Origin of the sequence: Azospirillum sp. A29 (genome assembly GCF_042604625.1) — a bacterium.
GTDB lineage: Bacteria > Pseudomonadota > Alphaproteobacteria > Azospirillales > Azospirillaceae > Azospirillum > Azospirillum palustre.
This window is the reverse complement of record NZ_CP170460.1, coordinates 1,094,045-1,109,433: the sequence shown is the minus strand read 5'-3', so window position 1 is coordinate 1,109,433 and position 15,389 is coordinate 1,094,045. Positions and strand designations below refer to the sequence as shown.

The following is a 15,389-nucleotide window of genomic DNA, read 5'->3' as shown; positions in this document are numbered from 1 at the left end:
TTCTGCACCAAAGTCAGCTCATGCATAGTAATGCTGTCAGATTTCGAGAACGGCCGTCGCCACAAACTCGATACGGACACCGGGGGACAGGAGTGCCTTGACCACCACGGTTGCACGGCAGGGATAAGGCGGTTTGAAGAACTCCGTATAGACGGCGTTCATGCCGCCCGCGTCGGCCTGGTCGACCAGATAGATGGCCATGTGCACCACGTTGGCCAGCGATCCGCCGGCCGCGCGCATCGCTTGCTCCAGATTGCGCAGCGCCTGTCGCGCCTGCGTTTCGATGTTGCCCTCCACGATGGCGCCGGTGAGCGGGTCCTTCGGGATGTGCGCGGAATAGACCATGTTGCCGGCGCGCAGGGTGGCGGTTACCGGCCCCTTGGGCGGGGCGATGCCGGTGTCGATGGGATCGAACATTGGTAAACCTCGTTGGTGCCCACTGGTCAGGGCAGGTCGTGCCGGTGGGTGATGAATTTGGTGGTCAGATAGGCGTCGAAGCTTTCCAGTCCGCCCTCACTGCCGTAGCCGCTGTCGTTCACGCCACCGAAGGGGGTCTCAGGCAGCGCCAGTCCGAAATGGTTGATCGACACCATGCCGGTTGAAAGCCCGTGCGCGACCGCATGCGCCGTGTCGGCGGATCGGGTGAACAGGTAGGCGGCCAGCCCGAACGGCAGGCTGTTGGCGCGGCGCAGCACGTCCGCCGCATCGTCGAAGGGCGTGACGATGCCGAGGGGGCCGAAGGGCTCCTCCCGCATGGCACGGATGTCGTCCGGCGCGTCGTGGATGACGGTCGGCGCGTAGAAGAAGCCCGGTCCATCCAGCCGCCGGCCGCCGGTGGCGATGGAGGCGCCGCGCGAGCGTGCGTCATCCACCAGCGCGTCCATGGCGTCCTGCCGCCGGGCGTGGCAGAGCGGCCCCATGACGACGTCCGCGCCAAGCCCATTGCCGATCCGGGCGCTGGCGAGCATCGCGACGAAGCGGTCGAGGAAACGGTCGTGGACGCGCCTCTGGACATAGAAGCGCGTCGGCGACACGCAAACCTGCCCGGCGTTCCGCAGCTTCTGCGCGGCGAGCGCCTCGGCGGCGGCCTCGACGTCGGCATCGTCGAACACGATGGCCGGGGCATGTCCGCCCAACTCCATGGTCGTGCGCTTCATGTGCTGCCCGGCCAGCGCTGCCAACTGCTTGCCGACCGGGACCGAGCCGGTGAAGGACAGCTTCCTCACCTCCGGGGCCTCAATCAGCGTGCGGGAGACCACCGCCGGCTCACCCCAGACGAGGTTCAGGCAGCCGGGCGGCAGACCCGCCTCCATGAACAGGCGGCCGATGGCGACGATGGCCGACGGCGTGTCCTCCGGTCCCTTCAGGATGATGGTGCAGCCGGCGCCCACCGCGGCGCAGACCTTGCGCACGGCCTGGCTGAAGGGGAAGTTCCACGGCGTGAAGGCGGCGCAGACGCCCACCGGGTCCCGCACCACCGACTGGACGACGCGCGGGTCACGGGGTGGGATGATCCGTCCGTAGATGCGCCGGCATTCCTCGGCGTGCCAATCCGCATGTTCGGCCGAAAAGCGGACCTCGCCCAGCGCCTCGGCCAACGGCTTGCCCTGGTCGAGGGTGATGGCGCGGGCAATGTCCTCGGCGTTGACCCGCACGAGGTCGGCGAAGCGGCGCAGAACCGCGGACCGGACCATCGGCGAACTGCTGCGCCATGTGGCGAAGGCCCGCTCGGCGCCCGCGACGGCGCGGCGAAGGACCGCGGAATCGGCGTGCGGGAGCCGCCCGAGCAGGCCGCCGGTCGCCGGGTTGACGATGTCCTGCGTCGCCCGGCCATCCGTACCCAGCCATTCGCCGTCGATCAGCATGCCGATCGGCGGGTAGGCCTCTTCAGCCGCGACCGCGTCTACGGGGTCGTGCCGCATGGGCCTCTCTCCTCTCATATGCGATCAGCCCATCACGGCCTGATAGAGGCGCAGCCAGTTGCCGCCCAGGATCTTCCCGGCCTCCTCAGCGCCGAATCCGACGCGGCGCAGGCCATCGGGGACGGCGGCGAGCTGGCCGGCCTGGACGAACCAATCGGGTTTCGGCACCTTGCCCGGACGCGCCGCGGAACCGGCGCCATACTGCACCGACCGCGTCCAGCGCCCCTTGCGCATCCAGTCGATGTCCACCTGCGTGGTGTTGTGGCTGTAGTCGGTGCCGATGCCGACATGGTCGATCCCGGCCAGGTCGACTGTGCGGGCGACCATCTCGCACCAGCCCTCGACGGTGGCGCAGGCCGCATCGGGGGTGATGTTGCGGTAGGCGACGCAGCCGATGACGCCGCCGTTGCGGCTCAGCGCCTTTACCACCTCGTCGCTCTTGTTGCGCTTGTGCGGGAACAGGGAGGCAGCGTTGGCGTGGGTGATGGCGACCGGCTTTTCCGACCATTCGATGGCGTCCAGCGTCGTCTTGTCACCGACGTGCGACAGGTCGACGACCATGCCCACGCGGTTCATCTCACGCACCACCTCACGGCCGAAACGGCTGAGTCCGCTGTCCTTCTCCTCGTAGCAGCTTCCGCCCAGCTCGTTCTGGTTGTTGTAGGTGAGCTGCACGACGCGGACGCCGAGATCGGCGAACAGCTCGACATAGGCGATGCGGTTCTGGAACAGGTTGCTGTTCTGGTAGCCGAGCAGGACGGCGACCCGCCCCGTCTCCTCCGCCCGGCGGATGTCCGCGGCGGTGCGGGCGATCAGGAACAGGTCGCCCATCTCCCGTTCCATGTCGCGCCACCGGCCGACGGCGTCCAGCGACTCCAGGGTGTCCTCCCAGAAGCCCAGCGTCGGGGTGACGCAGGTGTAGCCGCTGTTCTTCAGTTCCTCGAAAACCGCGCGGTCGAAGTGACCGCACTGGAGTGCGTCGATCAGCATGAGTGAATATCCGTCTTAAGAGGGAATGCCGGCCAGGCGCGGTTCAAGCCGCGGAGGTGTTGCCGTGCAGGAGGGACAGGTCGGTGTCGTCCTCATCCTGGCGGCCGACGACCCGCCCGTCGGCGGTGACCATGATCGCGCCGGCATGGCGGCGGGAGGTGTAGCTGTCCGGCGCCAGCGCCTCGTTGGCGAGATGGAACAGACGCCACCACAAATCCGCCTCCACCGGGATGCCGTGACGGCGGATGGTGTCGAGCACGGTCGGCCGTCCGTCCGCCCTGGACTGCACGGACAGCCGGACGGCTGTGCCATCCTGCTCCGCAGCGGTTACGGTCGCGGACAACCCGTGGGCTTCCGCCAGAGCCCCGGCGATGTGGAGTTCTCCGATCTCGGCGAGATTCTGCGCGACGAGGATTCCGGGCAGTCCGCGGCGATGCCGCTCGACGCACAGGTCCACGAGGAACGGCGCGGCGATCCAGGCATGCTGCCCGGTGCAATCCGCCACCGATATGTCAGTCAGGAGCGTGTCGGCACCCTCGATGATGCGGAGGCCGATCGGCTTGGCAGCCCGCAGCAGGTCCAGGTGGCGCAGCAGTTCCGGAAAGCCGCCGAGGCCAAGGGCCGCGGAATAGAGGGCGCAATCCCGCAGGCTGGGGACCAGCCCCGGATCCACGCGGGTCACCTGCATCAGCCGCTCGAGCACCAGCCGGCTTTCGCGCAGGCTCACCCGCAGCGGCACGCCGGAAGCGGCGGCCGCATCATTGGCTGTCCGTATGGTCATGACAGAGGCTCCGCAGGATAGAACCAGGTCTCGTCCGCACCGGCGGCCAGTTCGACCGGGGTCGGCGCGCCGTGGAACAGCACGCCGCGCAGGTTGCGGTTCAGGAAATCGCGCGTCTTGTCGATGCCGTGGATGCCGACGTTCAGCAGGCGGGTGATGTGGGCGGGAACGAAGCCCTCGCTCATGATGTCGGCATGCGGCGAATGATAGGGCAGCCCGGCCAGCGCCTGCACTCGCGTGACGATGGCGCGGTGATGCGGGTGGGCCAGCAGAAAGCGCGCGGTGCTCTGCTTCGGGTCCTGGGCTGCCAGGTCGGCGTCCAGCCGGACGATCAGGCGCGGCAGGTCGAGCCCGAGATTGACCGCGTCGCCAACCTCGTCCCGCGGGCCGCGGCGCGGCTCCTCCGCCGTCACCGACTTGTACCAGACGTAGCGAAGCGCGGTGTCGGACTTCAGGTCGAGCCCGAAGGCCCAGGCATACTGGCTGTGGATGATCTCCCGCAGCCGGCCGACCGGCATTTCCGGACGCCCGGCCAGCTCCTCGTCGATCACCAGCGTCTCGACCAGCGAGTCGGCCTCCTCCGGCACCAGCTCGATCAGCAGCGAGTGCAGCGTTTCCATCGCGTCCGGATGGATGCGCCCGGCCAGCGAGGCGCAGAGATCGGCGATCGGACGATCGGCCACCGTCTCGCCCTGGCGCAGCCGGGCCAGCAGACGCTCGGTCTGCTCGCGGATGATGACGAGGTCGGCGTGCACCACTTCGCTCGGGGTGATCGCCTCGTAGACGACGCGGTCCTGGCGGCGGAACAGGATGGCCTTGTCCAGCAGCCGCAGCAGTGTCGCGACCTCCGCGGCGTCGGGGCCGGGGATCAGGCACTTCGCCCGCGCGATGGCCTCTTCCCGGATCCACAGCCAGCGGTCGATCAGGCGCGGATGGTTGTTGACGAACAGCATCAGCCCGAGGGCGGAGCCGTTGCCGACACCGAGATAGCGCGCCAGTTCGGGAGCGAGCGTCACCGCCTGCGGCGATGCCGTCCGCGCCAGATGGTGCAGCAGATCCTGGGCGAACGTCCGCATCATGTAGGCGCACAGCATCTGGGCGGAGAGCGACCAGCGCAGCGGATGGTCCTTCTCGAAAGCCAGGAAGCTCTTAGTCCCGAAGGTGCCGTTGCCGTCCAGCCCGGTGTTGCGCATCAGGTAGCAGATCTGGCCCAGCTGGGCGACATCCGGCTGCCGGCCGGCGGCCAGCGATTGCAGGGCATGGTCGAACAGCCGCTGGCTGCGGTTGGAACGGCACCAGATCAGCGTGCCGGGCGTCGCCCGGCCCTCGTAGAGCTTCGGCAGTTCGACGCGGGTCCGTTCCACGTCGGCCGGGCTGATGTCGCCTTCCACCAGGGCGCCCATCATGTCCCAGGAGCGGCCGATGATGCGGCCGGAACGCCCCTGGGTCGACGGCTCGAACGAGAAGACTGGGAAGGAGAAGCGCCAGCCGCCGATGTCGATGCGGTAGCCGGCAGTGCCGCGCCCGCGCTCGTCGATATCGAAGCTGGTGCGGGTGATCGACCAGCGGTCGCGGATCGCCCGGCTCATCAAGGCGCGCGACGCGCTGATGCGGGAGGGCTGGATGGAGGCAAGGCGTTCGGGGGTCATCAGTTCCGCCGGGTTCCGCATCAGCCGGAACAGGCTGTGCGGGTCGGGACCCGGTGCTGTGCCCCCCGCCGACGGGGTTAGGGCAAGGCTCATTCTTTGGCTCCGCGTAGGCGAGCGTTAACCCGGGCCGCCGCCGCGACCACGACACTCGCGCAGGTTTGCGTGTTGAAGCCCGCGGTCGGCCCCGAAAGCGACAGCGCGGCGATACAGTCGCCATGGCTGTCGATCACGGGGGCGGCCACGGCGGAAACGGTTCGGGGGCCGGTGATGCCGGAAACCGCGTAGCCGTCGGCGCGGATGCGCTCGGCCAGTTCGGGTTCCGGCAGTGCGACGCCGGCCTCGGCCAGTCGTACCAGGGTGTCGGGACGGGCGAATGCGCTGAGGACGCGGCCCAGCGCGGTGCGCGCCAGATCGAGGCGGGTGCCGACCCGCAGGTCGGCCCGCAGGATGCCCTTGGCTTCGACGCGCCGCATGATGGCGGCCTCCTGCCCGTCGAGCACGGCCATGGAGGCGGTTTCTCCGCTCTCGGCGACCATGTCGTGCAGGATGTCGGCCAGCCGGGCCCCCAGGTTCGCCTGTTCCATGGCCATGGCCGCATGGGCGACGATGCGCAGGGCGAGGCGGTAGCGCCCATCCTCCGTCTGCTCGACCCATCCGGCTTCCACCAGGGTCTGGAGGCGCTGGTGTGTCGCCGCCCGGGCCTCCTCCACCGCCCGGGCCACGTCCGCGAGCCGCACGGGTTCCGACGACGCCGCAACGACGTCGAGGACGTCAAACGTCTTCAGCACGGAGGAAAGCGGACGAACACTCACGGATGGCTCCTGGTCTGCATGGGTGGCGGGCGGATCAGTGCCTGGTCTTCACATCACCGCCTCGATCAGGAATGGTCCCTTCCGGCGAAGCGCCGCCGACAGCCGGTCGGCGAAGGTTCTGGCATCCTCCACGCGCGCCGCCTCCACACCCATGGATCGGGCGAGACCAGTCCAGTCGATCACCGGCTCGACCAGATCGAACAGCCGGTCGGCGTTGCGGCCCGGTTCCCCGGCGCCGACGCTGCGGTATTCGTTGCGCAGGATGGCGTAGGAGCGGTTGGCGAAGATGATGGTGACGACGTCCAGCCCCTCCCTTGCCTGCGTCCACAGGGCCTGGGCGGTGTACATGCCGCTGCCGTCGGCCTGGAGCGCGATGACCTTGCGGTCCGGACAGGCCACCGCGGCGCCGGTCGCCAGCGGCAGTCCGATGCCGATGGACCCGCCGGTCAGCGCCAGGACATCGTGAGGCGGCGCGCCGCGGGTGAGTTCGAACAGGCGGCGCCCGGAGGTCAGCGCCTCGTCGCACAGGATGGCGCCCTCCGGCATCAGGGCGCCGACGGCCGCCGCGATGGAATCCGGCGTCAGCGCCCCGTCGATCATCGCCGGCCGTTCGAGCCGCTGAATCAGCGGTTGGCCACCCGACCCGACGCCCAGTGCGTCGGCCAAAGCGTCCAGCGCACCGGGCAGGTCGTCCTCCGGCTCGGCCAGCGTCAGGATGCGGCACCCATCCGGCAGCGGGCTGCTCGGCCGCCCGGGATAGGCGAAGAAGGCCACCGGCGCCGCGGCGCCGACGAGGATCACCTGCTCGACGTCGCGGAAAATGGCGATTGCGCCGTCCAGCGGGTAGGGGACGCGCTCCACCGGCACGCGACCGGCGCCGCGCTCGATGCGGCCGTTCGACTGCTGGGCCAGCAGCCGGACCCCGGTGGCCCGGCCGATCCGCTCCGCCGTGGCAAGGGCCGGCGCCCGCAGCGCCCGGCCGGTCAGCAACAGGACCGTCCGCCGACCCGAACGGATCGCCGCCGCCGCGTCCGCGACCATCGCGGCCGACACCTCCGCCGGAGGTGGGGCGGGCAGCGGCGGCAGGCCGGGTGAGGTTTCGCTCCAGGCCGCGTCGGCCGGCAGGATCAGCGTGGCTATTTTGCCCGGTGCCGTGCGGGCGGTCCGGATGGCCTCCGCCGCGTCCTGGGCCACCGTGGCGGCCGAGGCCGTGCTGCGCACCCAATGGGACATCGGGCGGGCCAGCCCCTCGACGTCGCTGGTCAGCGGCGCGTCGTAGGCGCGGTGGTGGATCGCGTGATCGCCGACCACGTTGACGATGGGGGATCGGGCGCGCCGCGCGTTGTGAAGGTTTGCCAGCCCGTTGGCGAGCCCCGGTCCGCAATGCAGCAGGGTGACGGCCGGTTTGTCGGCCATGCGGGCATAGCCGTCGGCGGCCCCTGTCACCACCCCCTCGAAAAGACCGAGGATGCAGCGCATGCGTGGCTGGCGGTCGAGGGCGGCGACGAAATGCATCTCCGAGGTGCCGGGATTGGCGAAGCAGACCTCCACCCCGCCGGCCAGCAGCGTGTCGCACAGCGCATCGGCACCGGCGTAGGGTGCATGTTCGGATGTTGCCCGGGTCATCGTCATGCCACCGGGATGGCGTGGACGGCCGCCGCCGGCCACAGCAGTTTGAGCGAGGCGCCGCTGCCGATGCCATCCGCTTCCTGCGCGCGCAGGCGGATGCGCAGATCGCCGCCGCCCGACCGCCCGATCAGCAGCGTGCTTTCACCGTAGGGCACCACCGTGTGTACATTCACCTCGGCGCGGTTCATCCCGTCGGGGTCGCCGCCACGGGCGTCCATCATGCTGGCAAGGTGGATGGATTCGGGGCGCAGCATCAGCGTCACCTTCGCCCCGGGCGCCGTCTTCAGCCGATCGGGCAGGCGCATCAGGCCGAAATGCTCGGTCCGGACCAGCCCCTGTTCCGGGTCCAGCACGATGCCAGGCAACAGGTTGCTGTCGCCGATGAACCGCGCGACGAACGGCGTGCTGGGCCGCCGGTAGACCTCCTGCGGAGTGCCGATCTGGTCGATGCGGCCCTGTTCGAACACGGCGATGCGGTCGGACATGGTCATCGCTTCGGACTGGTCGTGCGTGACGAAGATCGTGGTTACGCCCAGGCTCTTCTGGATGCGCTTGATCTCGATCTGCATCTGTTCGCGCATGCTCTTGTCGAGCGCGCCCAGCGGCTCGTCCAGCAGCAGGAGCGACGGCTCGAACACCAGCGCGCGGGCCAGCGCGATGCGCTGCTGTTGGCCGCCGGACATGTCCTTGGGCCAGCGGTCGCCGTAACTGGACAGACCGACGAGGTCCAGCATGGCGCGCGCCTTGCGCTCGGCTTCCGCCGCTGGGACGCCGCGCATGTTCAGCGGGAACATGATGTTCTGCAGCGCCGTCCTGTGTGGGAACAGGGCATAGTTCTGGAAGACGATGCCGATGTTGCGGGCGTGCGGCGGGATGTTGCTGAGCGAGCGGCCGCCGATCTCGACGGTGCCCGAAGTCGCCGTCTCGAACCCGGCGATGATCATCAGCGTGGTGGTCTTGCCCGAGCCGCTGGGGCCGAGGAGCGTGACGAATTCGCCCTTTTCTGCGGCAAGGGACACGCCGCCGAGCGCCGTGACGCTGCCGTAGGATTTGGTCAGGGCGGAAACCTGAAGGTGGGGATCGGGCATGGTCGGCCTCAAGCCTCCAGTTGCACGCGGCTCGGCGCGCAGGGATCGATGTCGGGTGACGCGGTGCCGGCGGTCGCCCCGGCGGCGTCGCGGGCGACGGTGCTGGGGCCGGTGGGGGAGCGGCGCTTGCGCACCGCCTTCCACAGCACCGGCACCAGAACGACCAGCACCACCGCGGCGAACAGCAGGGTGGACACGACGGAGATGACGGGGTCGGCCTGCACGCGGATGCTTTCGAACATCTTGCGCGGCAGGGTCTCGCTTTCGCGTCCGGAGATGAAGAGGGCAACGACCGTCTCGTCGAAGGACTGGATGAAGGCGAACAGTGCGCTGATCGCGAAGCCCGGCCGCAGCACCGGCAGCGTGACGTGCCAGAAGGTCCGCAACGGCGTGGCGCCGAGGCTCATTGCCGCGCGCTCCAGGTTGCGGTCGAACCCCTTCAGGTTGGCCGACAGGATCAGGAAGGCGACGGGAACCGACAGCGCGGTGTGGGCGATGATCACGCCGACATGCGTCTGCGTCAGCCGCAGGTCGCCAAGGAAGGAGTAGTAGCCGATCGCCAGCACGATGTGCGGCATCGCCATCGGCATGGTCAGCATCAGGTTGGCGATCCCGCGGCCGAGGAAGCGGTGGCGCACCACCGCGAAGGTCGCCGGGGTGACGAGCAGCATGGTCAGCAGCATCGTCCCGAAGGCGATGACCAGACTGTTGATGGTCGGCTGCGTCCAGCGCTCGTCGGTGAAATAGGCGGTGTAATAGCCGAGCCAGTAGCCGGGGGGCGGGAACTCCAGCGACGGCGCCGTGCTGAAGGACATCGGCACGACGATGAGCAGCGGAGCCGCGATGAAGGCGGCGACCAGAATTCCGATCAGACGGGGCAGGAGCCTCATGGTCATCCCCACAACCGGTCGAGGCCGAAGCGGCGGTGATAGACGGTGAGCACGACCAGCGTGCTGGCGAGCAGGACCATGGCCATGGCCGACGCCTGGCCGAAATCCAGGAACTCCTCGATCTGCGTGCCGATCAGCCCGGCGACCATCTGCTCCTGCGGGCTGCCGAGCAGCACCGGCGTGACGTAGAAGCCGAGGCAGATCATGAACACCAGCGTGGCGCCATTCACCATGCCGGGCGCGCTCAGCGGCAGATAGACCTGCCGGAACACCGCCCAGGGCTTGGCACCCAGGCTTTCCGCCGCCCGCAGCAGGGCCGGATCGATGCGCTTCATCACCGAATAGAGGCTCATCACCATGTAGGGGATGAGGATGTGCACCATGGCGAGCGTCGAGCTGAAGCGGGTGAACAGCAGGTGGGGCGCAGGGTCCCAGCCGAGGAGCGCCAGCAGCGCGGTCACGGGGCCGTTGTTGCCCAGCAGCACCATCCAGGCGTAGGTGCGGACCAGGAAGCTCGTCCAGAAGCTCATGGTGACGAGCAGCATCAGCAGCGCAGCCACGCGCGGCGATGACTGCGCCATCAGATAGGCCAGCGGGTATCCCAACAGCAGGCAGCAGACCGCCACCCCGAGCGCCGTCAGGAAGGTGTTGAGAAAGACCTGGAGGTACAGCGCGTCCCCGGCCAGATGGGCGTAGTTGCCGAAGCCCGGTTCGGGCTCGGTCACGCTCATCATCGCGACCTGGACAAGCGGGACCAGGAAGAAGGCGGAGAGGAACAGAACCAGCGGAAGCAGAAGAAGCCATGGCTTCGACGCTCCCCGGACGGTGGTTGAAATCACGGGCTTCTCCCTTCGCGGCTGCAGCGGGATGCGGTCGAAAGGCGCTGTTCAGCTCGCGAGCCACTGCTCGAATCGCTGGGTCACCTTCTGCACGTTGCCACCGAAGTCTTTGACGTTCTGCTCGAAGGCGAGGGGGTAGTTACGCGGGCCGGTCGGCATGCGGTCGGCCTCTTCCTTCGGGATGAACCCGAAGGCGTCCGGGTTGAGCGGGCCGTACAGCGCCTCGCGGCAGAAGCCGGCCAGTCGTTCCGGCTGTACGGCACTCTGTATGAACTTCCAGGCGATCTCGCGGCGCGGGCTGTCCTTGGAGACCACCCAATAGGCGCGGTCGATCTCCGCCTGCTTCCAGGAGATGCCGACCGGGTGGCCCTGGTCGATCAGCTCCAGCGCGCGGGAGTGCCAAATGCCGATCATGTCCACCTCGCCGTCGCGCAGAAGCTGCTGCGACTGCTGGCCCTGGGTCCACCAGACCCGCAGGTCCGGCTTGATCCGTTCGAGCGCACGGAAGGCGCGTTCGGTGTCCAGCGGGTAGAGCTTGTCCTGCGGCACCCCGTCGGCCAGCAGGGCCAGCGGCAGGATACGGGCGCAATAACGCTGCAGGCAGCGGGTTCCGGGAAATTCCTGCCGGTTCCAGAAATCGGCCCAGTTCTGCGGTCCGCCCTTGGGAAGACGGTCGGTGCGGTAGGCTATGACGGTGGAAAAGGCATGCGAGGCCACCCCGTTCTCGAACACCGCGTCCTTCCACAGCCCGGCCGACGCCAGAGGGGAGCCTGCAAGGGGGTCGATGATCTTGGCGGCGTTGGCACGGACGATGTCGCCGCCTCCCAGCGTCGTCACGTCGAATTCATAGACACCCGTGCGGACCTGTGCCGCCAGCTTCGCGAAGGACACCGGCGACACGGTACGGATTTCCACACCGGTTTCCTTGGTGAACGGTTCGAACAGATGCTTGACCGCAGCCTTTTCCCAGGTGCCCCCCCAGGTGTTCACGTAGAGAATCTCGGCGGCCCGTGCGCTGCGGACGATGGCCGGCATCGCGAGAGCGCCCATGGCACCCGCCGCCACCTTCATGACCGAGCGGCGGGACCATCCCTGAGCCGCAGGCTCATGGCTGGTCTTGTTGCCGGTCTTGTCGATGTCTTTGCTCATAGCCCCTCCTGTGCGGCAGAACATTCCCTGACGACAGCACAGCCGTGGGCTGCAGCGCACCTGCGGGCGTTCCGTCCATGATGATCACAGCATTGGAAGCCACCTGCCCTCTGATGCGATTTCCCGAACGGCATGAAATGCCTTCAGCTTTCGTCGCATCTCTTCTGGACAGCGGATGACTTGCACCGAACTTTTCTTGACGGCTGTCGGTGTATTCTAATAGAATACAACGTCTTCATAAAGAATATGCTGCGCTGGCTGCGGTAACGTGTCAAATCAACGCAGCGTCAATGTGACGCATGTCTGCCATGCCAAAACCCAATGTCGGCTCGGTTCAGATCGGGGTGAGTTCCGGTTGTCGGGCAAGGGGCGTCGCATGAGCACGCTCGCTCCCTGGAATCCGCCCTAGCGGCGGAGAGGGGGCCCTGCCGGGACGAGGCACGGTCGTTCCACAAGCTTGCTTGCTGCTGCCGCCTGAGGTGGGCGCGCTGCGCGCCTTGGAAGATAAAAGCTTCCAGACGCCATGGTGAGGTGGGCTTGCCCCGACCTCGGAAAGAACCACGGAGCCGACAGGCCCCCCTCAATGCCGTGGCCGATGATCCAGCTAGAGGGCTTGCTCCCCTGTCGGCAATTGAAGAACCAAAGTCGTCCGGCATCATCGCCTCGATGCCGGACAAAATGGTGGGCTCAACCTTGCATGGGCCCACGCGGGCAGTTCGTCAGCGGGTGCGGCGCGGCTTCAGTCACGAGAACTGTCTCGCTCACGGCAACGCCGCACGCCGACGCATACATGTGGCATCGTTGGGGTGGGGGCTTTCGCCCCCAGTTTCTGACACGTCTGCGAGTACGCCCTCGTCCAGATGCCGCTATCGTCCCACAGTGCGATCCAAGTGGCCAACGGCCCCCTCCCCTATCGCGCCAGTGCGTCGATAAGCACGCTGTGCATGTTGCCTTCCTTCGCACATCTCAAGGGTGTGCTCGGCAATACCGATCTGGCAACCACCAGGATCCGGAAGCGCCGCCCGTCCCTGAAGCTGTCAGCGACGCGTCCAGCGACCGGCGCTGGTTGGCCCCTGGGCCGCCGGCGCGACAGCTCGAGCGATCCGCTCCCCGCAAAAGGCACGCCCGCCGCTCGCTCCCTCACCAGGACTGACATGAGAGCTGACGGACTCTGTACTCCGCCGACACGATCGACGGAACGACAGCGTTGGCTATCCGCCGGCAGACAGCCAGGGATCGTTCGCCGCGCTGAAATATCCTGCCTCATCGAAGGTCCGGATGAGCCGCATCAGCGCAGGGGACAGCCGCGGCCGGTCGCGGACGATCAGCTGCACCCGGCTTCTCTGCAGAATGGGATTGGCAATCGGGCGGGCGATCAGGCGCCCGTCCGCCAACTCCGTCGCCGCCGCCTGTGCGGACAGGAAGGTCAACCCCAGCCCCGCCTCGGCATAGTGCTTCATCGGCATGACGGTGTTGGAGACGAAGCTTGGCCGCAATTCGACGCACTCGTCGTCCGCTGCCGATTGGATCAGCGTACGCAGCCCGGTCCCCGGAGCAGCCAGGGCCAACGGGTATTTCTGAAGCAAGGCAAGGGTCAACGGCGCCTCGATCCTGGAACAGGAATGGTCGGGGGCCATCAGGGCACAGATCGGGTGGGCGCGCTGGCTGACCACGCGGATGGCCGAACTTGTCGGCGGTGACAGGGCCAGCCCCAGATCGCAGCGGTCCTCGGCAAGCGCCCGCACCGTCTCGCTGGTGCCACCAACCTCGACGGTGACCTCGACCTTTGGAAATTCACTGCAGAAGCGCCCGACCACCAGCCTCATGACGGTGTCGACAAACCCGTCGCCCACCAGCAGATGCAGGCGGCCGCGTTTCAAACCTTCGAGTTCCATGAGCTGGGTCCGCAACGCATCGTCGCCGGTGACGCGGTCCCGGCAATAGGCAAGGACCAGTTCGGCCGCTTCCGTCGGGACCACGCCGCGGCCGCGCCGCTCCAGCAGGCTCACCCCCAGATCGGCTTCCAGGGCGGCGACCTGCCGGCTGACGACGGACGGCTCAACGTTGGAGGCTTCGGCCGCACCGCGGACCGATCCCGCCCTGAGAACCTCCATGAAGTAGGACAGTTGACGGCTGCTGGGTCCGAGCGGCATCGGCACTGACTTTCGTTGCCTCAATCGCAACGTATCACAGCGTATTTTATCATTGTTGGCAACACCGGTCGAAGGAATGCTGGGCACAAGAACAATAGCTACCCGACAGGAGGCCTTCTTGAACGCACACGTGACCACCATGGCCGGACCGATGGACCCGGCGGCGACCGACCGGGAGAAGGCGCGTGTCTTCAAAAAGGTGGGAATGCAGATTCTGCCGCTGCTGATCCTGTCCTATGGGCTGGCCTATCTGGACCGCGTCAACATCAGCTTCGCCAAGCTGCAGATGCAGAGCGATCTGGGTTTTTCGGAAGCGGCATACGGGTTCGGCGCCGGCATCTTCTTTCTCGGCTACGTGCTGTTCGAGGTCCCAAGCAACCTCCTGCTCGCCCGGATCGGAGCGCGGCGGACGATGAGCCGGATCATGGTGCTGTGGGGGCTGGCCTCGGCCGCGATGATCTTTGTCCATGACGAGCATACCTTCTACATCCTGCGCTTCCTGCTCGGCGTTTTCGAAGCCGGCTTCGGACCGGGTCTGCTCTATTACCTGACCCTGTGGTATGGCCGGACCCATCGTGGACGGGTGATGGCGACGGTTCTCCTGGCGAGCCCGGTCGCCGGCGTCGTCGGCGGTCCGCTTTCCACCGCGATCATGGCCGGGCTGAACGGAGCGCTGGGGCTCGCGGGGTGGCAATGGCTGTTCCTCGTCGAGGGGCTTCCCTGTGTCGCCCTCGGCGTCGTGCTGTTCCTCGTCCTGTGCGACGGTCCCGAACAAGCTCCGTGGCTCACCGAGGCCGAGCGTGCCCTGATCAGGTCCGACCTCGCGGAGGAAACCGGCGAACGGCGCCACGACGGCTTTTCCCGGGCGTTGCGCGACCCGCGCATCTATGTTCTCGCATTCTCCTATTTCTGCATGATCGCAGGGCTTTATGCCGTCAGCTTCTGGTTGCCAACCCTTCTGCGGTCGGGCGGCGTCTCCGGGACGTTCACCATCGGGCTTCTCTCGGCACTGCCTTATCTGGTTGCCGTGGCGACCATGCAACTGGTCGCCCGGCGCTCCGACCGCAGCGGCGACCGCTATGGCTACAGCATTGCAGGCTGTTTCATCGGTGCGGCCGGTCTGGCCGCCACCGGTGCAGCGCTCGGCAACGTGCCGGTGTCGCTTGCCGCCCTGGTCGTAGCGACGGCCGCCATCTATTCGGCCTATACGGTCTTCTGGACGATCCCCGCGGATCTGCTCCGCGGCACGGCGGCGGCAGGCGGCATCGCGCTCATCAACAGCATCGGACTGCTTGGCGGCTTCATCAGTCCGATGGTGATCGGCACCATCCGCGACGCGACCGGATCCTTGCAAGGCGGGCTCGCGACAATCGCCTTGGCGCTGGCCGCCGGCGGCGTGGTGCTGATCCTGCTGCGCCGGCGGCGGCAGGCCATCCGCGCCTGATCCGCCGGCCCATCCATTTCCATCCATCTCTTGAAAACCATCC

The 15,389-nt window shown here is 67.6% G+C and carries 13 protein-coding genes; 1 reads left to right on the top strand and 12 read right to left on the bottom strand.

Annotated elements, in window-relative coordinates; all coding sequences use genetic code 11:
- Positions 1-36: 36 nt before the first annotated feature.
- The 12 genes from ABNQ38_RS04885 to ABNQ38_RS04830 form a co-directional block, all read right to left on the bottom strand.
- A complete protein-coding gene (locus ABNQ38_RS04885) occupies positions 37-417 on the bottom strand; it encodes a RidA family protein (RefSeq protein ID WP_377805978.1) in 381 nt (126 codons plus the stop codon).
- A 26-nt stretch (positions 418-443) separates the two neighbouring features.
- Positions 444-1,922 (bottom strand): NAD-dependent succinate-semialdehyde dehydrogenase, encoded by a 1,479-nt coding sequence (locus ABNQ38_RS04880; RefSeq protein ID WP_377805977.1) that lies wholly within the window; start codon positions 1,920-1,922, stop codon positions 444-446.
- A 24-nt stretch (positions 1,923-1,946) separates the two neighbouring features.
- The gene (locus ABNQ38_RS04875; protein ID WP_377805975.1) at positions 1,947-2,912 is read right to left on the bottom strand and encodes a dipeptidase; all 966 of its coding nucleotides are present in this window, start codon (positions 2,910-2,912) and stop codon (positions 1,947-1,949) included.
- Between the two features lie 43 nt (positions 2,913-2,955).
- Complete coding sequence (locus tag ABNQ38_RS04870) at positions 2,956-3,693, bottom strand: hypothetical protein (RefSeq protein ID WP_377805974.1); 738 nt, start codon at positions 3,691-3,693, stop codon at positions 2,956-2,958.
- Positions 3,690-5,435 carry a hypothetical protein gene (locus ABNQ38_RS04865; RefSeq protein ID WP_377805973.1) on the bottom strand — a complete coding sequence of 582 codons (1,746 nt, stop codon included), beginning with the start codon at positions 5,433-5,435 and terminating at the stop codon, positions 3,690-3,692. Before ABNQ38_RS04865 ends, ABNQ38_RS04870 begins: the two co-directional genes overlap by 4 nt.
- Positions 5,432-6,154: an IclR family transcriptional regulator gene (locus tag ABNQ38_RS04860; protein ID WP_377805972.1), complete on the bottom strand. Its 723-nt coding sequence runs from the start codon at positions 6,152-6,154 to the stop codon at positions 5,432-5,434. Before ABNQ38_RS04860 ends, ABNQ38_RS04865 begins: the two co-directional genes overlap by 4 nt.
- Positions 6,155-6,202: 48 nt before the next feature.
- Positions 6,203-7,780, bottom strand: coding sequence for an acetolactate synthase large subunit (locus tag ABNQ38_RS04855; protein WP_377805971.1), 1,578 nt, complete (start codon positions 7,778-7,780; stop codon positions 6,203-6,205).
- Between the two features lie 2 nt (positions 7,781-7,782).
- Positions 7,783-8,871, bottom strand: a complete 1,089-nt coding sequence (locus ABNQ38_RS04850; protein ID WP_377805970.1) for an ABC transporter ATP-binding protein — start codon at positions 8,869-8,871, stop codon at positions 7,783-7,785.
- 8 nt (positions 8,872-8,879) lie between these two features.
- Entirely contained in the window at positions 8,880-9,767 is an 888-nt protein-coding gene (locus ABNQ38_RS04845; RefSeq protein ID WP_377805969.1) for an ABC transporter permease, read from the bottom strand.
- On the bottom strand, positions 9,764-10,600 hold the full coding sequence (locus tag ABNQ38_RS04840) for an ABC transporter permease (RefSeq protein ID WP_377805968.1): 837 nt from the start codon (positions 10,598-10,600) through the stop codon (positions 9,764-9,766). Before ABNQ38_RS04840 ends, ABNQ38_RS04845 begins: the two co-directional genes overlap by 4 nt.
- Positions 10,601-10,648: 48 nt before the next feature.
- Positions 10,649-11,749 carry an ABC transporter substrate-binding protein gene (locus tag ABNQ38_RS04835; RefSeq protein WP_377805967.1) on the bottom strand — a complete coding sequence of 367 codons (1,101 nt, stop codon included), beginning with the start codon at positions 11,747-11,749 and terminating at the stop codon, positions 10,649-10,651.
- A 1,211-nt stretch (positions 11,750-12,960) separates the two neighbouring features.
- Positions 12,961-13,902 carry a LysR family transcriptional regulator gene (locus ABNQ38_RS04830; protein WP_377805966.1) on the bottom strand — a complete coding sequence of 314 codons (942 nt, stop codon included), beginning with the start codon at positions 13,900-13,902 and terminating at the stop codon, positions 12,961-12,963.
- A 118-nt stretch (positions 13,903-14,020) separates the two neighbouring features.
- Between ABNQ38_RS04830 and ABNQ38_RS04825 the strand changes: the two genes are divergently transcribed.
- A complete protein-coding gene (locus ABNQ38_RS04825; protein ID WP_377805965.1) occupies positions 14,021-15,346 on the top strand; it encodes an MFS transporter in 1,326 nt (441 codons plus the stop codon).
- The last annotated feature ends 43 nt before the right edge of the window (positions 15,347-15,389 follow it).

Excerpts from the sequence above, each read along its gene's own strand:
- ABNQ38_RS04885 (WP_377805978.1), bottom strand. The coding sequence starts at position 417 with ATGTTCGATCCCATCGACACCGGCATCGCCCCGCCCAAGGGGCCGGTA.
- ABNQ38_RS04880 (WP_377805977.1), bottom strand. The coding sequence starts at position 1,922 with ATGCGGCACGACCCCGTAGACGCGGTCGCGGCTGAAGAGGCCTACCCG.
- ABNQ38_RS04875 (WP_377805975.1), bottom strand. The coding sequence starts at position 2,912 with ATGCTGATCGACGCACTCCAGTGCGGTCACTTCGACCGCGCGGTTTTC.
- ABNQ38_RS04870 (WP_377805974.1), bottom strand. The coding sequence starts at position 3,693 with ATGACCATACGGACAGCCAATGATGCGGCCGCCGCTTCCGGCGTGCCG.
- ABNQ38_RS04865 (WP_377805973.1), bottom strand. The coding sequence starts at position 5,435 with ATGAGCCTTGCCCTAACCCCGTCGGCGGGGGGCACAGCACCGGGTCCC.
- ABNQ38_RS04855 (WP_377805971.1), bottom strand. The coding sequence starts at position 7,780 with ATGACCCGGGCAACATCCGAACATGCACCCTACGCCGGTGCCGATGCG.
- ABNQ38_RS04850 (WP_377805970.1), bottom strand. The coding sequence starts at position 8,871 with ATGCCCGATCCCCACCTTCAGGTTTCCGCCCTGACCAAATCCTACGGC.
- ABNQ38_RS04845 (WP_377805969.1), bottom strand. The coding sequence starts at position 9,767 with ATGACCATGAGGCTCCTGCCCCGTCTGATCGGAATTCTGGTCGCCGCC.
- ABNQ38_RS04835 (WP_377805967.1), bottom strand. The coding sequence starts at position 11,749 with ATGAGCAAAGACATCGACAAGACCGGCAACAAGACCAGCCATGAGCCT.
- ABNQ38_RS04830 (WP_377805966.1), bottom strand. The coding sequence starts at position 13,902 with ATGCCGCTCGGACCCAGCAGCCGTCAACTGTCCTACTTCATGGAGGTT.